16 protein-coding genes are annotated in these 18,918 nt (G+C 59.8%); 5 read left to right on the top strand and 11 right to left on the bottom strand.

Annotated features, from left to right (window positions below; genetic code table 11):
- Window positions 1–34: 34 nt before the first annotated feature.
- Complete coding sequence (locus HHJ19_RS14445) at window positions 35–787, bottom strand: 2OG-Fe dioxygenase family protein (RefSeq protein ID WP_296908553.1); 753 nt, start codon at window positions 785–787, stop codon at window positions 35–37.
- Window positions 788–965: 178 nt separating this feature from the next.
- On the opposite strand from HHJ19_RS14445, the gene HHJ19_RS14450 reads away from it, so the two are divergent.
- Window positions 966–1,262, top strand: coding sequence for a DUF1840 domain-containing protein (locus HHJ19_RS14450; protein ID WP_296908556.1), 297 nt, complete (start codon window positions 966–968; stop codon window positions 1,260–1,262).
- Between the two features lie 75 nt (window positions 1,263–1,337).
- Here HHJ19_RS14450 and HHJ19_RS14455 read toward each other — a convergent pair whose 3' ends face one another.
- The 10 genes from HHJ19_RS14455 to HHJ19_RS14500 all read right to left on the bottom strand — a co-directional run bounded on the left by HHJ19_RS14455 (window position 1,338) and on the right by HHJ19_RS14500 (window position 13,791).
- The gene (locus HHJ19_RS14455) at window positions 1,338–2,294 is read right to left on the bottom strand and encodes a tripartite tricarboxylate transporter substrate binding protein (protein ID WP_296908597.1); all 957 of its coding nucleotides are present in this window, start codon (window positions 2,292–2,294) and stop codon (window positions 1,338–1,340) included.
- A gap of 195 nt (window positions 2,295–2,489) precedes the next feature.
- A complete protein-coding gene (locus HHJ19_RS14460) occupies window positions 2,490–3,476 on the bottom strand; it encodes a tripartite tricarboxylate transporter substrate-binding protein (protein ID WP_296908557.1) in 987 nt (328 codons plus the stop codon).
- An 84-nt stretch (window positions 3,477–3,560) separates the two neighbouring features.
- A complete protein-coding gene (locus HHJ19_RS14465) occupies window positions 3,561–4,823 on the bottom strand; it encodes an AMP-binding protein (protein WP_296908559.1) in 1,263 nt (420 codons plus the stop codon).
- 22 nt (window positions 4,824–4,845) lie between these two features.
- The gene (locus HHJ19_RS14470) at window positions 4,846–5,655 is read right to left on the bottom strand and encodes an ABC transporter ATP-binding protein (protein ID WP_296908561.1); all 810 of its coding nucleotides are present in this window, start codon (window positions 5,653–5,655) and stop codon (window positions 4,846–4,848) included.
- 148 nt (window positions 5,656–5,803) lie between these two features.
- Entirely contained in the window at window positions 5,804–7,135 is a 1,332-nt protein-coding gene (locus HHJ19_RS14475; RefSeq protein WP_296908562.1) for an ABC transporter substrate-binding protein, read from the bottom strand.
- A 123-nt stretch (window positions 7,136–7,258) separates the two neighbouring features.
- A complete protein-coding gene (locus HHJ19_RS14480; RefSeq protein ID WP_296908564.1) occupies window positions 7,259–8,335 on the bottom strand; it encodes a branched-chain amino acid ABC transporter permease in 1,077 nt (358 codons plus the stop codon).
- A 159-nt stretch (window positions 8,336–8,494) separates the two neighbouring features.
- Window positions 8,495–9,424 carry a branched-chain amino acid ABC transporter permease gene (locus tag HHJ19_RS14485; protein WP_296908566.1) on the bottom strand — a complete coding sequence of 310 codons (930 nt, stop codon included), beginning with the start codon at window positions 9,422–9,424 and terminating at the stop codon, window positions 8,495–8,497.
- A 163-nt stretch (window positions 9,425–9,587) separates the two neighbouring features.
- Window positions 9,588–10,373, bottom strand: a complete 786-nt coding sequence (locus tag HHJ19_RS14490) for an ABC transporter ATP-binding protein (RefSeq protein ID WP_296908598.1) — start codon at window positions 10,371–10,373, stop codon at window positions 9,588–9,590.
- A 134-nt stretch (window positions 10,374–10,507) separates the two neighbouring features.
- Complete coding sequence (locus HHJ19_RS14495; RefSeq protein ID WP_296908568.1) at window positions 10,508–12,454, bottom strand: AMP-binding protein; 1,947 nt, start codon at window positions 12,452–12,454, stop codon at window positions 10,508–10,510.
- Window positions 12,455–12,600: 146 nt separating this feature from the next.
- Window positions 12,601–13,791, bottom strand: a complete 1,191-nt coding sequence (locus HHJ19_RS14500) for an ABC transporter substrate-binding protein (RefSeq protein WP_296908570.1) — start codon at window positions 13,789–13,791, stop codon at window positions 12,601–12,603.
- A 127-nt stretch (window positions 13,792–13,918) separates the two neighbouring features.
- Here HHJ19_RS14500 and HHJ19_RS14505 point away from each other — a divergent pair, with 127 nt between their 5' ends.
- From HHJ19_RS14505 to kdpB, 4 genes are all read left to right on the top strand, one after another.
- Complete coding sequence (locus tag HHJ19_RS14505; RefSeq protein WP_296908571.1) at window positions 13,919–14,626, top strand: Crp/Fnr family transcriptional regulator; 708 nt, start codon at window positions 13,919–13,921, stop codon at window positions 14,624–14,626.
- A 291-nt stretch (window positions 14,627–14,917) separates the two neighbouring features.
- Complete coding sequence (gene kdpF / locus HHJ19_RS14510; protein WP_296908573.1) at window positions 14,918–15,016, top strand: K(+)-transporting ATPase subunit F; 99 nt, start codon at window positions 14,918–14,920, stop codon at window positions 15,014–15,016.
- Window positions 15,016–16,815, top strand: a complete 1,800-nt coding sequence (gene kdpA / locus HHJ19_RS14515) for a potassium-transporting ATPase subunit KdpA (RefSeq protein ID WP_296908575.1) — start codon at window positions 15,016–15,018, stop codon at window positions 16,813–16,815. Before kdpF ends, kdpA begins: the two co-directional genes overlap by 1 nt.
- Before the next feature lie 26 nt (window positions 16,816–16,841).
- On the top strand, window positions 16,842–18,917 hold the full coding sequence (gene kdpB, locus HHJ19_RS14520) for a potassium-transporting ATPase subunit KdpB (RefSeq protein WP_296908576.1): 2,076 nt from the start codon (window positions 16,842–16,844) through the stop codon (window positions 18,915–18,917).
- The last annotated feature ends 1 nt before the right edge of the window (window position 18,918 follow it).

Raw genomic sequence — 18,918 nt, forward strand, 5'->3', positions numbered from 1 at the left:
AAAAAGGTGCCGGCGAGGCAGGGCGGCAGGGCTTTCAGGGGGCCTGAAAGCCTGCGGCGCGGTAGGTGAGCACCAGCGTGTCACGCAGCCCGCTTTGCCCTTGCTGGCCGTCAGCCGGGAAGATCGGTGTGGTCTCGTGAATCACCCGTTCGTCGTCAAGGAGTAGCGCTGTCAGCGGTTGCTGCATCAAAAATCGCACGCCGTCAGGCCCATGAGCATCGAACACGCGCGTCTCACCTCCCTTGACGCCGCGCCGCGCCACCATCAACACCACCACAAAATCCACGCCGTCGCGATGCGCGCCTTCGGGTGTGGGGCGACCGACGCCGCCGGCAGTATCAATACGGAACTGGTGCGCTTCGACATGCCAGCGCGGCACTGCCTTGACCTGCGCAAAAAGGCGACCCAGGCTGGCCAGCAGCTCAAGCCAGGCGGATGCCTGGGCCACCGCAGGCTCGACCGGATCAAACCAGCGTTCAAACCCGCCATGCAGGGCGTTGTATTCGGTTGGCTGCCAGTGCGCGCGATGCGGCGTCTGGGTCAATGCGCCACTGGGAAATTCCTGGATAAAACAGGCATGCCGCCGACGCCGGTAACAGCCTCCGTCCCTGAGGTGGGCATCGGGCGGCAACCGGTCCCACGAGCCGGTCAGGTCGCCCCAGCGCTGTAGCCATTGCGGTGTCTGGAGTTGCAAGCTGGTCGTGAAATCGGCCGGCATGAGCAGGCTCAAACCATCTTGGCGAAGGGCTTGAGCGGCTGGTTTTTTAACGGTGGCAATGTTGAACATGTCGTTTATTCTCGCTGACCTGGCCTGCTTAAAAAGTGCACGCCCGGAAAAACCTGGACGGGGAACCTGAAAAGTAGTTGTCAGATAAAGAACGTCCGAAAAGAGGTGAAGCAGACCTACACCCATGAAGCGGCCAGCTGCTCATAATGGATGGGTTATTAAACTGAGGAGCTCCAAAATGCTGTACAAATTCAAATCAAAAGACCATGGGGATGTGATCATGCTGGAGGCCAATGGCCGCCGGGTGCTGGAGATCATCGGCAAGAGCCCGGGCGACAAGGGAATTATCCTGCCCGAGCAGATGCCCGCCGCCATCAAGGCCCTTGAAGACGCCATTGCGCTAGAGCAATCGGGCGATGAGGGCGCAGGCGAGGTGCCTGGCGACGGGCTCGGTTTGCACCAGCGCGCGGTTTCCTTCATCGACATGCTGCGGCGTAACCACGCGGCCGGCCACGATGTGGTTTGGGGCGTTTAGCCCGACGGGCGTGGCTTTCCTGGCGTTGGCGCCGTCTGAAAAAGGCCCTTGCGAGGGCTTTTTTTTGTGGACAGGTCAATCGACCTTGGCGCCGGAAGTTTTTACCACCTGGGCCCACTTCTTGTGCTCGGCGTTGATGAAAGCGGCAAACTGCTGCGGCGTGTTACCGCCAGGAACGGCACCCTGTGCGAGCAGCTTTTCCTTGATGGCGGGCGTGCTGAGCGACTTGGCCGCCTCCTGCTGGATGCGGTTGACGATTTCGGGCGGTGTGCCGGCCGGCGCCAGCAGGCCGAACCAGGAGCTGGCCTCGAAGCCCTTGAGCGCCGGGCCGCCCGCCTCTTCGACGGTGGGCACGTCAGGCAGGGCGGCCGAGCGCTGCGAACTGGTTACGGCCAGCGCCCTGAGCTTGCCCGACTTGATCAACTGCATCGACGAGGGCAGATTGTCGAACATCACATCCATGTCGCCGCCCACCAGCGCCATCAACGCAGGACCGGAACCACTGTAGGGGAAGTGGATCATGTAGGTGCCACTCATGGTTTTGAACAGCTCGCCGGCCATGTGGATGGAAGTGCCGTTGCCACTCGACGCCATATTGAACTTGCCCGGACTGGCCTTGGCCACGCGTATGAAGTCAGCCACGCTGTTGATGCCCGCCGCCCTGGCTTTTTCGGTGTTGACGATCATGACATTGGGTACGCCGGCCACCAGCGTGATGGGGGCAAAGTCCTTCTGCGGGTCAAACGCCATCTTGTTGTAAAGCGACTTGTTGATGCCGTGCGTACCCACGGTTCCCATCAGCAGCGTGTACCCATCGGCGGCGGATTTCGCCACTACGTCGGCGCCAATATTGCCGCCCGCGCCAGCCCGGTTCTCGACCACAAAGGGCTGGCCGAAAGCTTTCGACAGTTCGGGTGCCATCGCGCGGGCCAGAATGTCGGTGGTACCGCCGGGCGCAAAGGGAACGATGATTTTGACCGCCCTGGCCGGCCAGTTGCCCTGCGCAAAGGCTGAATTTGCTATGAAAATAATAGCTAATAGTACCGAATTTATAAGGACGTGGCGGCGATTTCGCTTAAAAAATAGACTCAAGTCTGTCTCCGGTGGGTGGTGGCTGGGGTTGGGACAAACGATAACCTGAGCCTGCAAGCGCTTCAAGAGGGTTAGTCCGCGCATGAAAAAGCCGCCCGGCAATCACCGGGCGGCCTGGCAAAAAGGCAGGATTGTTCAGTCGGCAAATTTGCCGGCCGCTTCGATCACCGGCTTTAGTTTGGCAGTTTCGGCCGTTACGAACGCCTTGTGCGCGGCGGGCTCGACCCGATTGTCGGTCACCACCACGGCGCCCAGGCCTTCTTCCTTCTTGATGAAGTCGGGGTCTTTCAGCGCCAGCTTGAGGGCTGTGTTAATTTGGGTGAGGACGGCCGGCGGCGTACCCTTCGGGGCGTATAGCCCGTGCCAGATGGTGAGGTTGAACCCCTTCAGCCCCATATCTTGAAGAGACGGCAGATCCTTGAGCATCTTGTTGCCGGACAGCGGCTTTGCGGTGGTCACGGCGAAGGCCTTGACGCGGCCTGCCTCGATCTGACCGCTGGTGTTGGTGGTCTGGTCGCACATCAGGTCGACCTGTCCACCAAGCAGCGCGTTCATGGCCGGCGCGGTCCCGCCGAAAGGAATCGTCGTCATGGCGTCGTTGGCCTTGATGGCCGCCTGCCACATCAGACCGCACAGGTGAGACGCTGAACCCAGCCCGGCATGGGCAATATTGAGCTTGCCCGCGTTGGCGCGAATGTAGTTTTCAAAATCGCGGTAGTTGTTGGCGGCCAGCTGGGGTTTGCCAATCAGCGTCATCGGCACTTCGTTAATCATGCCCAGATATTCAAAATCTTCGAGCGGCTTGTACTGCAGCTTGCGATAAAGGGCCGGCGCTGAAGCCATGCCAATGTGGTGCAGCAGCAGCGTGTGGCCGTCAGGCGCGGCCTTGGCGACTTTGGTGGCACCGATGGTGCCGCCAGCGCCGTTGACATTTTCGACCACAAAATTGGCATTGCCGCCCATGGCTTTTCGCAGCGCTTCGGCCAGGTCGCGCGCCACGCGGTCGGTCGGGCCACCGGCCGCAAACGGCACTACGATCGAGATCGGTTTGGAGCCGGGGAAGGTTTGAGCGTTGGCAAACAGGGCCGTCGCAGCGACAGCCAAAACTAGCAGGCGTTTCATGGGTGTGTCCTTGATCTGAAAGCGATGAGTTTAGGGGCTCCACGCGGCCGCAATAGCGCGGGAACTACGTAAGGGCAATCCCTTTCATTTGTAGCTGCGCGCGTCCTCAATCACCTTGCCGTCGTTGGGGAGACTTCCAGGGGCCAGCAGCTGCACCGTGCCACGCAGCTTGGTGACATCGCGGATGACTTCGCTGATTCGCTGGTCGAGTCCCGAGTGGGCCGTTGCCGACCCGGTTGCCTCGACTTGAAAGGTCATACTGTCGTTTGCCATCTCGCCGCTCACCACCAGTCTGGCCTTGATCACTTCGGGAAAACGCCGGGCAATGTCTGCCACCTGCCCAGGATGCACAAACATGCCGCGCACCTTGACAGTCTGGTCGGCGCGACCCATCCAGCCCCTGATGCGTGTGTTGGTCCGCCCGGTCGGGCAGCTGCCGGGCAACAGCGCCGAGAGATCCCCAGTGCCAAACCGGATCAACGGGTAGTCAGGGTTCAGTGTTGTCACGACCAACTCCCCCACCTCGCCCTCGGCCACGGGGTCGCCGGTTCCGGGTCGAACAATTTCCACGATCACGCCTTCATCGAGCACCAGCCCTTCGCGCGCCTCGGTTTCGTAGGCAATCAGGCCAAGATCAGCCGATGCGTAACACTGGTAGCCTGCGATACCGCGCTCGCCCAGCCAGTCGCGCAGGCTGGGCGGAAAGGCCTCGCCCGAAACCAGCGCACGTGTCACGGTGGGCAGCGGCACCTTCATTTCGGCTGCTTTTTCCACGATGATTTTCAGGAAGCTCGGCGTGCCGATGTAGCCCGCAGGCCGAAGTTCGGCCATGGCCTGCACCTGTTGTTCGGTCTGTCCGGTGCCGCCTGGAAACACGGAGCAGCCCAGGGCGTGCGCGCCGGTTTCCATCATGGAGCCAGCCGGCACGAAGTGATAGCTGAAGCTGTTGTGAATCAGTTGGCCGGGGCGAAAACCTGCCGCATACATGGCCCGTGCCATGCGCCAGTAGTCCTTGCGCGTGCCTTCAGGTTCGTAAATGGTGCCGGGGCTGGCAAACACACGGGGCATGCAGGCGCCGTAAGCCAGCGCGCTGAAACCGCCAAAGGCGTCGCCACTGGACTGTCGCGCGGCCCGCTGGCGCTCGAGCAATTCATGCTTGCGCGTGACCGGCAGGCGAGCCAGAGCGGCGCGGGGAATGGGGGCGGCGCCATCAATTCCCTGAAGGAGGGCGGCAAAAGCAGGGGCATGCGTTTGTGCATGGCTGATTTGCCTCGGCAACCCGGCCATCAGGGCAGTTTCACGGGTCGCCTTTGAACGCGTCTCAAGTGAGTCGAAAAATTGGGTCATTGGGTGTGCATCCTCAGGGTTATCAAGCCAACCAGCGCTTGCGGCGTTTGTAACTTTTTACGTCTTTGAAGCTCTTGCGCTCGCCGCCACCCACACCCAGGTAAAACTCTTTCACGTCTTCATTGTTGGCAAGGTCGCTGGCGGCGCCATCCATCACGACGCGGCCACTTTCCATGATGTAGCCATAGTCCGCATATTTAAGCGCCATGTTGGTGTTCTGCTCGGCAATCAGGAAGGTCACTTTTTCCTTTTCGTTCAGATCTTTGACGATGTTGAAGACTTCTTCAACAATCTGCGGTGCCAGCCCCATGGAGGGCTCGTCCAGCAGCACCATGCTTGGGTTGGCCATCAGTGCGCGGCCAATCGCGCACATTTGCTGCTCGCCGCCCGAGGTGTACGCTGCCTGAGACGTGCGCCGGGTTTTCAGGCGCGGGAAGTAGTTGTAGACTTTTTCCAGGTTGGCCGCGACTTCAGTCTTGCTCTTGCGAGTGTAGGAGCCAGTGAGCAGATTTTCTTCGATTGTCAGGTGGGCAAAACAGTGGCGGCCTTCCATGACCTGCAGCACGCCGCGCTGCACCAGGTCGGCCGGCGACAGATTCTCGATGCGCTCGCCGCGCAGTTCGATCGAGCCCTTGGTGACCTCCCCCCGTTCCCCCTTGAGCAGGTTGGAGATGGCGCGCAGGGTAGTGGTCTTGCCCGCACCATTGCCGCCCAGAATGGCGACAATGCGGCCCTCAGGCACCCGAAGGGACACGCCCTTGAGCACGAGAATCACATGATTGTAGATGACCTCGATGCCATTGACGTTGAGAACGATGTTTGAATCACTCATGATGGTGTATCCGTTTAAACCAGGTGAAAGGGCAGCGCTACTGTCCTTTCACCTGGCGGCTCCCGGGAGCCGCCTTTTCAGTTATTCAGGCTGCGGTTTCCAGCGCTGGACGAGTCCGCGCTGTAGACCGCAAATCAGTGCCCAAATCTCAGGACTGGCAATCTGCTGCGGCGCGCCGCGTCATCTTCTTGTCGGCCAGGTATTTGTCTGAAGCTGCCTTGACCAGGGGTTTGAGAATCTGATCGTCAGCCTGGATGAAGTCGGAACTGAAATTCCATTTGCTGCCGTCCCAGGTCTGAACGCGGGCCGAGGTCGAGCCCATGTGGTCGGAACAGGAAGTGGACAGCGGACGCATGACGCCCGAAAATCCCAGTGCGTCCAGCCGCTTCTGGTCGAGAGCCAGGTTCTCCAGGCCCCAGCGAACCTGCTCGCCGGTCATGACCTTGCCTTTGCCAAAGCGTTCCTGGGCCCGGCGCACTGCCTCAATGCTCAGCATCTGGATGATCACGCCACGGGTGTACAGCACCTGGCCGACTTCATCCTTAGGGCCACTTCCCTGGCCTTTTTCGTGGACATATTTCAGTATGTCCTGGATCACCTTGGGCTGCTGGCCAGAGGTGTTGAGCGCCAGCGCGTTGTAGCCTTTGGCGCCTTCGCCGACGTCCTTGACGTCAGGTTCTGCACCCGCCCACCACACGCCATACATCTTTTCACGTGGATAGCCGGTGGCTTGCGCTTCCTTCAGCGCTGTCGAGTTCATCACACCCCAGCCCCACAGCATGACGTAATCAGGGCGGCTCTGGCGCACTTGCAGCCAGGCTGATTTCTGCTCGACACCCGGCGCCGTGACGGGAATCAGCTGAAGCTCGAAGCCATGCATCTTCGCGCGCTCTTGAAGCAGCGGAATCGGCTCCTTGCCAAACGGGGAGTCGTGATAGACCAGCGCGATTTTTTTGCCCTTGAGCTTGTCCAGGCCGCCTTCCTTTTTGCCGAGGTGCTGGACTAAAATATCGGCGCCGGTCCAGTAGCTGCCCATCAACGGGAAGTTCCACTTGAAGGCCATGCCGTCCTGAGCGACGGACAAACCATATCCCAGCGTGATCAGCGGAACTTTGTCGGTCGCCACCTTTTCAGTCAATGCAAAAGTGATGCCAGTAGCCTGGGGGTCGAAAATGGCCACGCCAGGGCGGCTTTTGAGGCGCTCGTAGCATTCCACGCCGCGGTCGGTGGCATAACCGGTCTCGCATTCTTCATAAGTCAGCTTGACGCCATTGATGCCGCCGTCGCGGGCGTTGACCATCTTGAGATAGTCCTGCTTGCCGTTGGCCCAAGGCACACCATTGGGAGCATAGGGGCCCGTGCGGTAAGACAGCAGCGGGAAAAACTGCTCCTTGGCTTGGGCAAATGCGCTGGTCGTCACCATTGACGAAGCGCCAGCGGCTACTGCAGCCACCGCCAGAACAAACATGCGAATCTTCATTGTTGTCTCCTGAAAATTAAAAAAGCAAAGCACTGGAAAAACTGTCACACCGGAAAATCGGAAAACGCTTCACTGACAAAAAACACCTGGCTTGTTTTGAGTCATCCTTTCTCGCGCCAAGGGTTAGTGCGGGAAGGGCCACAGGCGAAGCTTTTGCTTGGCCGTTGACCAGAGCTTGGCCAAGCCGTGCGGCTCCACAATCAGGAACCAGACGATCAGGCCGCCGAAAATCATCAGCTCAGCATGCGAGACGCCGGCGGTGGAAATTTCGATGCCGAAAGCCCCCAGCAGCACTGGCAGGATCTGGTTCAAGGCGATGGGCAGTACCACGATAAAGGCGGCACCAAAGAAGCCGCCCATGATCGAGCCCAGCCCGCCGATGATGACCATGAACAGCAGGCGAAACGACTGGTCCACCGAAAACGCCGCCGGTTCCCAGGCACCCAGATAGACAAAAGCCCAGAGTGCGCCGGCCACGCCAATAATGAAGGAGCTGACCGCGAACGCGCTAAGTTTGGCGTACATCGGGCGAATGCCAATGACTGCGGCGGCCACGTCCATGTCGCGGATGGCCATCCACTCGCGGCCAATCGCGCTGCGCACCAGATTTTTGGCCAGCAGCGCCACGACAGCCAGCACGCCAAGACAGAGCAGGTATTTGCTCGCCGCGCTCTCGATGGGCAAGCCGAACACTTGCAGGTTGGACACCGACACGGAGCCAGATGGCGAGTCCAGCGTGAACCACTTGATGCGCAGGAACATCCAGTCGCTGAAGAACTGCGCGGCCAGCGTGGCCACCGCCAGATACAGGCCCTTGACGCGCAGGCTTGGCAGGCCGAACAGGATGCCGAACACGGTGGCGCAAAGGCCACCCAAAATCAGTGCCGGAATCAGCGGCATGCCGGGAATGCGCATGAAAAAGTTGTAAGCGCCGTAGGCACCAACGGCCATGAAGGCGCCGGAACCCAGTGAAATTTGCCCGCAATAGCCCACCAGAATGTTGACGCCGAGCGCAGCCAGCGACATGATGACAAAGGGAATCAGGATGGCGCGAAACACGTAGTCGCTGGCCAGCATCGGGACGGCCACAAACGCCACGGCGAGGATCAGCCCCATCGCGATGCGGTCCTGCAGAATCGGGAAGATTTGCTGGTCCGTGCGATAGCTGGTTTTGAATTGACCGTTTTCTCTATAGAACATAAGGGTACGATGCTGTTAGGTCGCCATGGAAAAAGTGTTTTGTGGGGCCGTGCCCCGTTCAGCAGGGGCCGCGGAACCGGCTCCGCCGGGCCGCAGGCGCAGCGGCCCCCCCCGGGGGGCAGTGCAGTACACGAAGTGACAAGCGTGGGGGCCTCATATTCATACGCGGTCAATAATTTTTTCACCGAACAGGCCTTGCGGCCGGTACAGCAGAAAACCGAGGGCCAGTACGTAGGCAAACCAGATTTCAATGCCGCCACCGACAAACGGGCCTAGATAGACCTCGGAAAGCTTCTCGCCCACGCCGATGATCAGACCGCCGATGATGGCACCCGGCACGGAGGTGAGGCCGCCCAGAATCACCACGGGGAGCGCGCGCAAGGCGATGGTCGCCAGTGAAAACTGCACGCCCAGCTTGCTGCCCCAGATCATGCCGGCCACCAGCGCCACCACGCCCGCCACGCACCAGACAATGACCCAGATGCGGTTGAGCGGGATGCCGATGGATTGCGCAGCCTGATGGTCATCGGCCACGGCGCGTAGTGCCCGCCCGGTAGCGGTCTTCTGAAAAAAGACGCTCAGCAGGGCCACCAGTACCGCCGCAATCAATGCGGCATACAAGTCTTCCTTGTTGATCAGGATGCCGCCCGGGAACACCGAGTCCAGCGCGAAGATGGGGTCTTTGGGCATGCCAATGTCGATCTTGTAGATGCTGCCGCCAAAAAGCGTCTGGCCCAGTCCTTCCATGAAATAGGCGATGCCCAGTGTGGCCATCAGCAGCGTTGCGCCTTCCTGGTTGACCAGGTGGCGAAGCACCAGGCGCTCGATGAGCCAGGCCACCATAAACATCACGACGCCGGCCATGGCGAAGGCGATGATGTTGGCAAAGAGCAGACTGTTAATGCCGGTCCATTGCGGAATCCATTCAGAGAACCGGGCCATGGCCAGTGCCGCGAACAGCACCATCGCACCTTGGGCAAAGTTGAAGACGCCGGAGGCCTTGAAAATCAGCACAAAGCCCAGGGCGACCAATGAATACAGCATGCCTGCCATCAGGCCACCCAACAGTGTTTCAAGAAAAAAAGCCATTATTTTCTTACCCTTGTCGCAGGCTCGCTGCGCGTCGCTGCCTCGCCCCTTGCAGGGGATGCCGCTTGCGGCCCGGCTAAGCGGGTTCCGCCGCCGCTGCTTGAAAGTGACACATTCGTGCCCCGGAAATTTGTTGAAGCCATGATGGTATTGCCGTTCCGGGTTAGTGACTGGTGCCGAGGTAGGCGCTGATCACGTCAGGGTTGTTGCGCACCTCGTCGGGTGTGCCATCGCCAATTTTTTTGCCATAGTCGAGCACTACGACGCGGTCGGAAATATCCATGACCACACCCATGTCGTGCTCGATCAGGACAACCGTGGTGCCAAACTCGTCGTTGACATCGAGCACAAAGCGGCACATGTCCTGCTTTTCTTCCACGTTCATTCCGGCCATGGGTTCATCGAGCAGTAGCACCTGCGGCTCCATCGCCAGGGCGCGGCCGAGGTCTACGCGCTTTTGCAGGCCATAAGGCAACTGCCCGACTGGCGTTTTTCGGTAGGCCTGGATTTCCAGGAAGTCGATAATCTTTTCAACTGCCTCGCGGTGTCTGAATTCTTCCTTTTGCGCCGGCCCGATGCGCAGCGCCTGCAGCAGCAGATTGCTCTTGATCTTCAGGTTGCGGCCCGACATGATGTTGTCCAGCACGCTCATGCCCTTGAACAAGGCCAGGTTCTGAAAGGTCCGGGCTACGCCCATCACCGCCACCTGGTGACTGTTCATGTGTTTAAACGTCTGGCCGCGAAAGGTGATGGAGCCCTGTTGCGGCGAGTACACGCCATTGATGCAGTTGAGCATAGAGCTTTTGCCCGCTCCGTTGGGGCCGATGATGGCGCGAATTTCATGCTCTTTAACATTGAAGGAAATGTCGTGCAAAGCCTTGACCCCGCCAAAGCTCAGGCTGATGTTCTGCACGTCAAGAATGACGTCACCGATTATTTTTGCCCCCACGCCTGTCGCTTCGCGTACCACGCTGCCCTCCGTGAGGGCTGAGCTTGCTTGGGGCGACCAGGCGCTGCATTCGTTCGATCCCGCACGGGGTTCTGCGTGGGCTGTGCCTGCGTCTGGAGTTAGGTTCGCTGTTGTCATGCTGCAGCCTTCACGGGGACAAACGTCTGGGTATCGCCAATCTTGAGCGTGGCGCTGACGCTGCCACTGCGGCCGTCTTCGAACTTGACCACGGTTTCAATAAACTGTTCGGATTTGTCGCTGTAGAGGGCGTCGATCAGCGGCTGGTATTTCTCGGCGATGAAGCCGCGGCGCACCTTGTTGGTACGCGTCAGTTCGCCGTCGTCCGCATCGAGTTCCTTGTGCAAGACCAGAAAGCGGCTGACTTGCGAGCCGGCAAGCAAGGCGTCTTCGCTCAAGTCGGCATTGACCTTCTCGACACACTCCTTGACGAGTTGATAAACCTCGGTCTTTTGTGCGAGATCGGTGTAACCCGCATAAGGCAGGTTGCTGCGTTCGGCCCAGTTGCCAACCGCGTCAAAATCAATGTTGATGAAAACGCAGGCTTTTTCCCGGCCATCGCCGTAAGCTACGACTTCCTTGATGTATGGGAAGAACTTGAGCTTGTTCTCGACATACTTGGGCGCAAACATGGCGCCATCATTGACGCCGCCCCTGATGTGGCCCACGTCCTTGACGCGGTCAATGATCTTGAGGTGGCCATTCGCGTCGATGAAGCCGGCGTCGCTCGTGTGGTACCAGCCATCGGCGGTAAGGACCTCGGCCGTCGCAGCCGGATTTTTGTAGTACTCCTTAAGCAGGCCGGCCGACTTGACCATGATTTCTCCGTTGTCGGCGACCTTGATCTGCACTCCCTTGATGGGTACGCCGACCGTGTCGGCGCGCGCTTCGTTGTCCGGCTGAAGGCAGACAAACACGGCGGTTTCGGTGGAGCCGTAAAGCTGCTTCAGGTTGATGCCGATGGAACGGTAAAAAGTGAAAAGATCCGGGCCTATGGCCTCGCCAGCGGTGTAGGCCACGCGCACCCGGGAGAAACCCAGGTTGTTGCGCAGCGGGCCATAAATCAGCAGGTTTCCCACACCGTAGAGCAGGGTCTGCGCAAGGCCTACCGGTTTGCCCTCCATGCGGGCAGGTCCGACGCGTTTGGCCACATCCATGAAATAGTTGAAAATGCCGCGCTTGATGCGTCCTGCATCCTCCATCCGAATGGTCACGCTTGTGAGCAAGCCCTCAAACACCCGCGGCGGTGCAAAATAATAAGTAGGTCCGACTTCCTTGAGGTCAATCGTCACCGTACTCGCGTTTTCCGGGCAGTTCACCACATAGCCGCAGGCAAGCCATTGCGCATAACTGAAAATGTTCTGGCCGATCCAGGCGGGCGGAAGGTAGGCCAGCACCTCTTCGCCTGAAGTGAGCTTGTCAAATTCGGCACCCGCCCGCGCGCGGTCCAGCAAGGTGTTGTGGGTGTGGACCACCCCCTTGGGGTTACCGGTCGTTCCGGAGGTAAAAAACATCGCAGCCACGTCGTCCGGGCTGGTTTTGTCCACTTCTGCCCTGAACAAGGCGGGTTGGCTTTTGCTCAGTGCCAGACCGGAGTCGATCAGCAAGTCCAGCGATACCAGCCCGGGTTCGTCGTATTTACGCAGACCCCGCGGGTTGTCGAAAATGATGTGGCCGAGGTCTGGACAGCGGTCGCGAATTTCGAGGAGTTTGTCGACTTGCTCCTGGTCTTCGACCATTGCAAAGCGGACGTCGGCATTGGTGATGGGGAAGACGCATTCAGCACCTACCGCGTCCTGGTACAGCGGAATCGGAATCGCGCCCAGCGACTGGGCGGCCAGCATCGTGGCATACAGGCGTGGGCGGTTGGCGCCGATCACCACCATGTGCTCGCCACGCTTCAAGCCGGCCTTGTGCAGTCCACACGCAATGTGTTCAACCAGCTGGGCCATGCTGGCCCAGCTGCAGGCCTGCCAGATGCCATATTCTTTCTCGCGCATGGCGGGAGCTTCCGGGCGCTCGGCGGCATGTTTTAGCAGCAGTTGTGGGAACGTGGTCTGCATTCCGGTCCTTGTATTCGTTTAACTCAGCTTTTTTTAGGAAAAGCTGCTGGCATGACGCGAATATAGGACGGTGTTTGACGTTAAGTTGTCTTTGTGACGACAATTTCCGGGTAAGTCCTAATGGGGTGTGCCCGGATATGGCCCTGTTATCGGATAAAGCGCCCATTACGCGAAACCATTGTGAGTTCCACGAAGCGCGAAGCGCTGCTGGCCGAGTCGGTGAAGTTGACCTCGAAGCCGCCAAAGTCGTGGCGCTTGATACCCCAGGAGCTTTCCATGAAGCTGCTGCGCGTGGGGTTGCGGCCGGCGCGTCGCAGTGCCTCGCTAAAAACGCGGGCGTTGATATAACCCTCAAGTGCGAGATGCGAAACTTCAAGCGTCACGCCGGCGGCCTTCCATGCCTGCTGGAATTCGCGCACTAGCGGCACCACGGTGTTGCCGGGCAGCGGAACGACCTGCGATACCGAAATGCCCGTCGCGTCATCGCCCATGGCCTTGAGCGTGGCGGCCGCTCCCATGACGGACAGGGCATACAGCGGCAGGCCCTTGCGCAGCTGGCGTATCGCTTTGACGAAATCGACGGTGGGCTTGCCGGCCAGACCAAGCAGCACCGCTTCGGGTTGCGAGCTCGCGACCCTGGTCGCCGCTGCGCCAGCGTCGGAAGAGTTGTTTTCCACCGTCACGATGGCCGTTGCGTCCAGTTTGTGTTTTGCCATCGACTGCTGGGTCGCAGTGAACACTTCCTTGCCGAAGGAATTGTTCTGGTAGACGATGGCGATGCGTTTGATGCCAATGGTCGCGAGGTGCTGCACCAGTTGCTCGGCTTCATCGGCATAGCTGGCACGGATGTTGAAAACATTGGGAGCATTTTTTGGCCGCGCCAGCAAGGCCCCCGAAAAGGGTGCGAAAAATGGCAGGCCCGATTCAATCACCTGAGGCAGCATGGCCTCGATCATCGGTGTTCCCATGCAGCTGAAGAGCGCAAAGTTGTTGCGGTCCTCGATAAAACCCTTCACATTGGTCAGCGCGCGCTTGACGTCGTAGCCATCGTCAACCGCCGTGAGCTCGATGAGGCGACCATTCACGCCGCCTTTGGCGTTGATAGCCGCAAAGCAAGCCTTGGCCCCTTGATGCATGGCCTGGCCCAGCGTCGAAAGCGGGCCACTGAGGTCCACAGATTGCGCTATTTTTATAGCTCCGGTTTCGTTTGCCCGGGTTGGCGCATGAAAAATTGCCGGTAAGGCCGCAAGCGCCCCGAGGACACCTCGCCGAGTTAGCCGGTCAGTGCCGCAAGCGGGTTGGCCCTCTTGCTGGGGAGTGGTGGAGTTTGGAGTCATGCATTCCTCTTTGTAGGGTAGTTGGGCGACTGGGATGCTATGCTTTTAGCGGACAATGAAATGTCCATCTGACGACAATCCAAGGGTGCTCCCTCTCAGGACTTACCCGGAAAAAAACTGGCGATCCATGTCCACTGACCTGACTCTCTACCAGCGCCGCAGGAAGCCCACGCTTGATGAAGTCCAGGGCATTCCATGGATGCCACTGCTGCGCCCGGATGAGCGCGCGCGCGCGATGGCCGAGTTGGTGGTGGGCGACGCCGCAGCCGGTGACTATGTCTGCCGGGTTGGCAAACCGGTGACTTACTGGTTTGGCGTGGTGGAAGGACTGCTCAAGATGAGCGCCGATGATGCGCAGGGTATGACCATGACGTTTACCGGCGTGCCGCCCGGCGGCTGGTTCGGGGAAGGAACGGCTCTTAAACGCGAGCCCTACCGCTACAACATCCAGGCACTGCGAAAAAGCGTCGTTGCCGGCTTGCCCGTCGACAGTTTTCACTGGTTGCTTGACCACTCAATTGGCTTTAACCGCTTTGTCATGAATCAGCTCAACGAGCGTCTCGGGCAATTCATCGCGGCGCGGGAAATTGACCGCATGAACAACCCTGATTTGCGCGTCGCGCGCAGCCTTGCCGCGCTGTTCAATCAGGTGCTGTATCCGGGCGTGGGTGAGATTCTACGCATTACGCAGCAGGAACTGGCCTATCTGGTCGGGCTATCGCGCCAGCGCGTCAACGAAGCGCTGAGAGCGCTGGAAAAACAAGGCACGATTCGCGTGGAATATGGCGGCCTGCGCGTGCTGGACATTTCGGCGCTGCGCTCCAGCAAGGGTTGAACAGAAAGTGGCTGTAGCGCTCGATTGGCGGCCCTACAGGAAGCCATTGAATTCATGGCAATGAAGCATTGAAACATGCCTTTTAGAGCCGGATTTTTACGCTTTTTTTATACGGCGCCATCTTTCTTCTACCCCGTTTTTACGTCTCGACAGATAACCTTCTTCTATCGTTTTACGTGGGAGAAGGTCAATGGATATTGCTTTTGTTGTCGGTATGGTGTTCCTGTGGGGCGTGATGGCTTTGCTGGTCTGGAGTTTTAAAAGGCTCGAAAAACCGCCAGGAGGTCGCTCATGATCGGCCTCGACGTGCTTTACGGCTTTGGCGGCGTTTGCGCAGTCATGCTACTGGCTTATCTCGTTTACGCGCTGATCTGCGCTGAGGAGTTTTGATGAGCAGCGCTTCATGGGGCCTGCTGGCTGTTTTTCTTGGGGTGTTGCTGGTCACTTCCTGGCCGCTCGGCATCTGGCTGGCACGCATCAGTTCCGGCAGACTGCCGGGCTGGATGCAGCGGCTGGAAGCGCCGCTCTACCGCCTGGCGGGCACCTCTGCCGACAAGTCGATGAACTGGTGGCAGTACGCACTCGCTTTGCTGGCCTTCAATGCCGTGGGCCTGCTGGTGGTTTATGCACTGCAGCGCCTGCAGGCCGTGCTGCCGCTCAATCCGGCCGGCATGGTGGCCGTCTCGCCGGATTCGGCTTTCAACACCGCCATCAGTTTTGTCGCCAATACCGACTGGCAAGGTTATGCCGGCGAGTCCACCATGAGCTACCTGACGCAGGTGCTGGCGTTGGCGGTGCAAAACTTTTTATCCGCCGCCACCGGAATCGCGGTGGCGTTTGCGCTGTTTCGTGGTTTTGCTGCACGCTCCACCGGAATGATCGGCAACTTCTGGGTGGACGTGACGCGCATCACGGCCTGGTTGCTGGTGCCGCTGTCGCTGGTGTTGGCACTGCTTTTTTCAGGCAATGGCGTGATCCAGAATTTTGACGCCTACAAGGACGTGGGCACGCTGGAAACCACAAGCTACCAGCAGCCCAAAAATGGCCCTGATGGCCAGCCGCTGAAAGACGCGCAAGGTGCCGCAGTCATGGAAAACGTGAAAACCGGCACGCAGACGCTGGCCATGGGCCCTGTGGCTTCGCAGGAAGCGATCAAGCTGCTGGGTACAAATGGTGGCGGTTTTTTCAATGCCAATTCAGCCCACCCCTTTGAGAATCCGAACGCGGTCACCAATTTCTTCCAGATGCTGGCGATTTTCCTGATTCCGGCTGCGCTGTGCTTTGCCTTTGGCCGCGAGGTCGGCGACCGACGTCAGGGCTGGGCCATTCTGGCGGCGATGACGGTAATGTTTGTCATTGCCGTGGTGGCCATCACGCCGGCAGAGCAGGCGGGTAACCCCCTGCTGAGTCCACTTAACGTGGATCAGACGGTCAGTGCCCTGCAGTCGGGCGGCAACATGGAGGGCAAGGAAACCCGCTTCGGCATCACCGCCTCCAGCCTGTTTGCGGTCATCACCACGGCGGCGTCTTGCGGCGCCGTCAATGCCATGCACGATTCCTTCACGCCGCTGGGCGGCATGGTGCCGATGGTGATGATGCAGCTTGGTGAAGTGGTGTTTGGCGGCACTGGCACCGGCCTGTATGGAATGCTGGTGTTTGCCATCCTGGCGGTGTTCATCGCTGGTCTGATGATTGGCCGCACGCCGGAATACCTGGGCAAGAAGATCGAGGCGCATGAAATGAAGCTGACGTCGATTGCCATTCTGGTCACGCCCATCGTGGTGCTGGCCGGAACCGCCATTGCCGTGTTGGCGGGGGCCGGCAAGGCGGGCGTGGCCAACCCGGGCGCGCACGGGTTTTCAGAAATTCTCTATGCGCTGACTTCGGCAGCCAACAACAACGGCAGCGCCTTCGCCGGGCTGTCAGCCAACACGCCGTTCTACAACACCTTGCTGGGTCTGGCGATGTGGTTTGGGCGCTTCGGTGTGATCGTGCCGGTGCTGGCGATTGCCGGCAGCCTGGCGGCCAAAAAACGCCTGCCTGTCACGGCAGGAACCATGCCGACTCATGGCCCGTTGTTCGTCGGGCTGCTGATTGGCACCGTGTTGCTGGTGGGCCTTCTCAACTATGTGCCTTCGCTGGCGCTGGGTCCGGTAGTCGAGCACTTAATGCTGTGGCCTGGTCAATAAACCGCAAGGTCAATGAAATCACAACCATGATTACCAAAAAACCATTTGTTTTGCTCGATCCGGCGCTGCTCAAGCCGGCCATTGTGGCGTCGTTCACCAAGCTGAGTCCGCGCGTGCAATGGCGCAATCCAGTGATGTTTGTCGTTTATATCGGCAGCATCTTGACGACCTTGCTGGGCCTTCAGGCGCTGCAGGGTCAGGGCGAGGCGCCAGCAGGCTTCATTTTTGCTGTGGCTTTGTGGCTGTGGTTCACCGTGCTGTTCGCCAATTTCGCCGAAGCGCTGGCCGAAGGCCGCAGCAAGGCGCAGGCCGCTTCACTGCGGAGCCTGAAAAAAAGCACCTGGGCCAAAAAGCTGAAGGAGCCCAGACATGGAGCGTCCTGGTTGCCCGAGCAGGCTGAAAACCTGCGCAAGGGCGATGTGGTGCTGGTGGAAGCTGGCGACATGATCCCGCTGGACGGTGAAGTCATCGAAGGCGTGGCGTCGGTCGACGAGAGCGCCATCACTGGCGAATCTGCACCCGTGGTGCGCGAGTCGGGCGGTGACTTTTCATCGGTCACCGGCGGCACGCGAGTCCTGTCCGACTGGCTGGTGGTGCGTGTCTCGGTCAATCCGGGCGAATCGTTCCTGGACCGCATGATCAGCATGGTCGAGGGCGCCAAGCGCGCCAAGACGCCAAACGAAATCGCCCTGACTATTTTGCTGGTGGCGCTGACCATCGTGTTTTTGATTGTCACGGTCAGCCTGCTGCCGTTTTCAATCTTCAGCGTGGCGGCAGCCGGTTCGGGGAAGGTCGTCAGCATCACTGCCCTGATTGCCCTGCTGGTCTGCCTGATCCCGACCACCATCGGCGGTTTGCTGTCGGCGGTCGGTGTGGCGGGCATGAGCCGCATGATGCAGGCCAATGTGATTGCCACGTCGGGCCGCGCGGTGGAAGCGGCCGGAGATGTGGACGTGTTGCTGCTCGACAAGACCGGCACCATCACGCACGGCAATCGCCAGGCCTCCGCTTTCCTGCCAGCGCCGGGCGTGTCGCAGGCCCAGCTCGCCGCATGCGCCATGCAGGCCTCGATGGCTGATGAAACGCCCGAGGGCCGCAGCATCGTGACGCTGGCCCAAAAACTCGATGCGGTGCAGGTGCTGATCGGCGCTACTACTGAAGTACCCTTCACGGCCCAGACCCGCATGAGCGGTATTGATTTGCAAAAGCCTGACGGCAGCACGCGCCAGCTGCGCAAGGGCGCCGTCGATGCCATTCGCAAACACGTCGAGGCGCTGGGCGGAAGCGTGCCTTTGGAAGTGACACGCGCGTCCGATGATGTCTCGCGCCGCGGCAGCACGCCGCTGGCGGTGGCCGACGGCAGCAGCGTCCTTGGCGTGGTGGAGCTAAAAGACATCGTCAAGTCCGGCATCAAGGAGCGCTTTGGCGAACTGCGCCGAATGGGCATCACGACCATCATGATCACCGGCGACAACAAGCTCACGGCGGCGGCGATCGCGGCGGAAGCAGGCGTAGACGACTTCCTGGCCGAGGCCACGCCGGAAGACAAGCTCAAGCTGATTCGCCAGTATCAGGCCGAAGGCCGCCTGGTGGCCATGACCGGCGACGGCACCAACGACGCCCCCGCGCTGGCGCAAGCCGATGTGGCGGTGGCCATGAACAGCGGCACCCAGGCGGCCAAGGAAGCAGGCAATATGGTCGATCTGGACTCGAACCCGACCAAGTTGCTGGAGATTGTCGAGACCGGCAAGGCCCTGCTGATGACGCGCGGTTCGCTCACCACCTTCTCGATCGCCAACGACGTGGCCAAGTACTTCGCCATCATCCCGGCGATATTTGTCACCACCTACCCGCAGCTGGCGGCACTGAATGTGATGCGCCTGGGCAGTCCTTCCTCGGCCATTTTGTCGGCGGTGATTTTCAATGCATTGATCATCATGTTTTTGATCCCGCTGGCGCTCAAGGGGGTGAAGTACCGCGCCGTGGGTGCGGCCGCGCTGCTGCGCCGAAATCTGCTGATTTACGGACTGGGTGGGTTGATCGTGCCCTTTATCGGAATCAAGGCCATCGACCTGTTGCTGGTCGCCCTGAATTTCGCCTGAG

Source organism: Polaromonas sp., from assembly GCF_012927415.1.
GTDB lineage: Bacteria > Pseudomonadota > Gammaproteobacteria > Burkholderiales > Burkholderiaceae_C > Polaromonas.

Excerpts from the sequence above, each read along its gene's own strand:
- HHJ19_RS14445 (WP_296908553.1), bottom strand. The coding sequence starts at position 787 with ATGTTCAACATTGCCACCGTTAAAAAACCAGCCGCTCAAGCCCTTCGC.
- HHJ19_RS14450 (WP_296908556.1), top strand. The coding sequence starts at position 966 with ATGCTGTACAAATTCAAATCAAAAGACCATGGGGATGTGATCATGCTG.
- HHJ19_RS14460 (WP_296908557.1), bottom strand. The coding sequence starts at position 3,476 with ATGAAACGCCTGCTAGTTTTGGCTGTCGCTGCGACGGCCCTGTTTGCC.
- HHJ19_RS14465 (WP_296908559.1), bottom strand. The coding sequence starts at position 4,823 with ATGACCCAATTTTTCGACTCACTTGAGACGCGTTCAAAGGCGACCCGT.
- HHJ19_RS14470 (WP_296908561.1), bottom strand. The coding sequence starts at position 5,655 with ATGAGTGATTCAAACATCGTTCTCAACGTCAATGGCATCGAGGTCATC.
- HHJ19_RS14475 (WP_296908562.1), bottom strand. The coding sequence starts at position 7,135 with ATGAAGATTCGCATGTTTGTTCTGGCGGTGGCTGCAGTAGCCGCTGGC.
- HHJ19_RS14480 (WP_296908564.1), bottom strand. The coding sequence starts at position 8,335 with ATGTTCTATAGAGAAAACGGTCAATTCAAAACCAGCTATCGCACGGAC.
- HHJ19_RS14485 (WP_296908566.1), bottom strand. The coding sequence starts at position 9,424 with ATGGCTTTTTTTCTTGAAACACTGTTGGGTGGCCTGATGGCAGGCATG.
- HHJ19_RS14495 (WP_296908568.1), bottom strand. The coding sequence starts at position 12,454 with ATGCAGACCACGTTCCCACAACTGCTGCTAAAACATGCCGCCGAGCGC.
- HHJ19_RS14500 (WP_296908570.1), bottom strand. The coding sequence starts at position 13,791 with ATGACTCCAAACTCCACCACTCCCCAGCAAGAGGGCCAACCCGCTTGC.
- HHJ19_RS14505 (WP_296908571.1), top strand. The coding sequence starts at position 13,919 with ATGTCCACTGACCTGACTCTCTACCAGCGCCGCAGGAAGCCCACGCTT.
- kdpF (WP_296908573.1), top strand. The coding sequence starts at position 14,918 with ATGATCGGCCTCGACGTGCTTTACGGCTTTGGCGGCGTTTGCGCAGTC.
- kdpA (WP_296908575.1), top strand. The coding sequence starts at position 15,016 with ATGAGCAGCGCTTCATGGGGCCTGCTGGCTGTTTTTCTTGGGGTGTTG.
- kdpB (WP_296908576.1), top strand. The coding sequence starts at position 16,842 with ATGATTACCAAAAAACCATTTGTTTTGCTCGATCCGGCGCTGCTCAAG.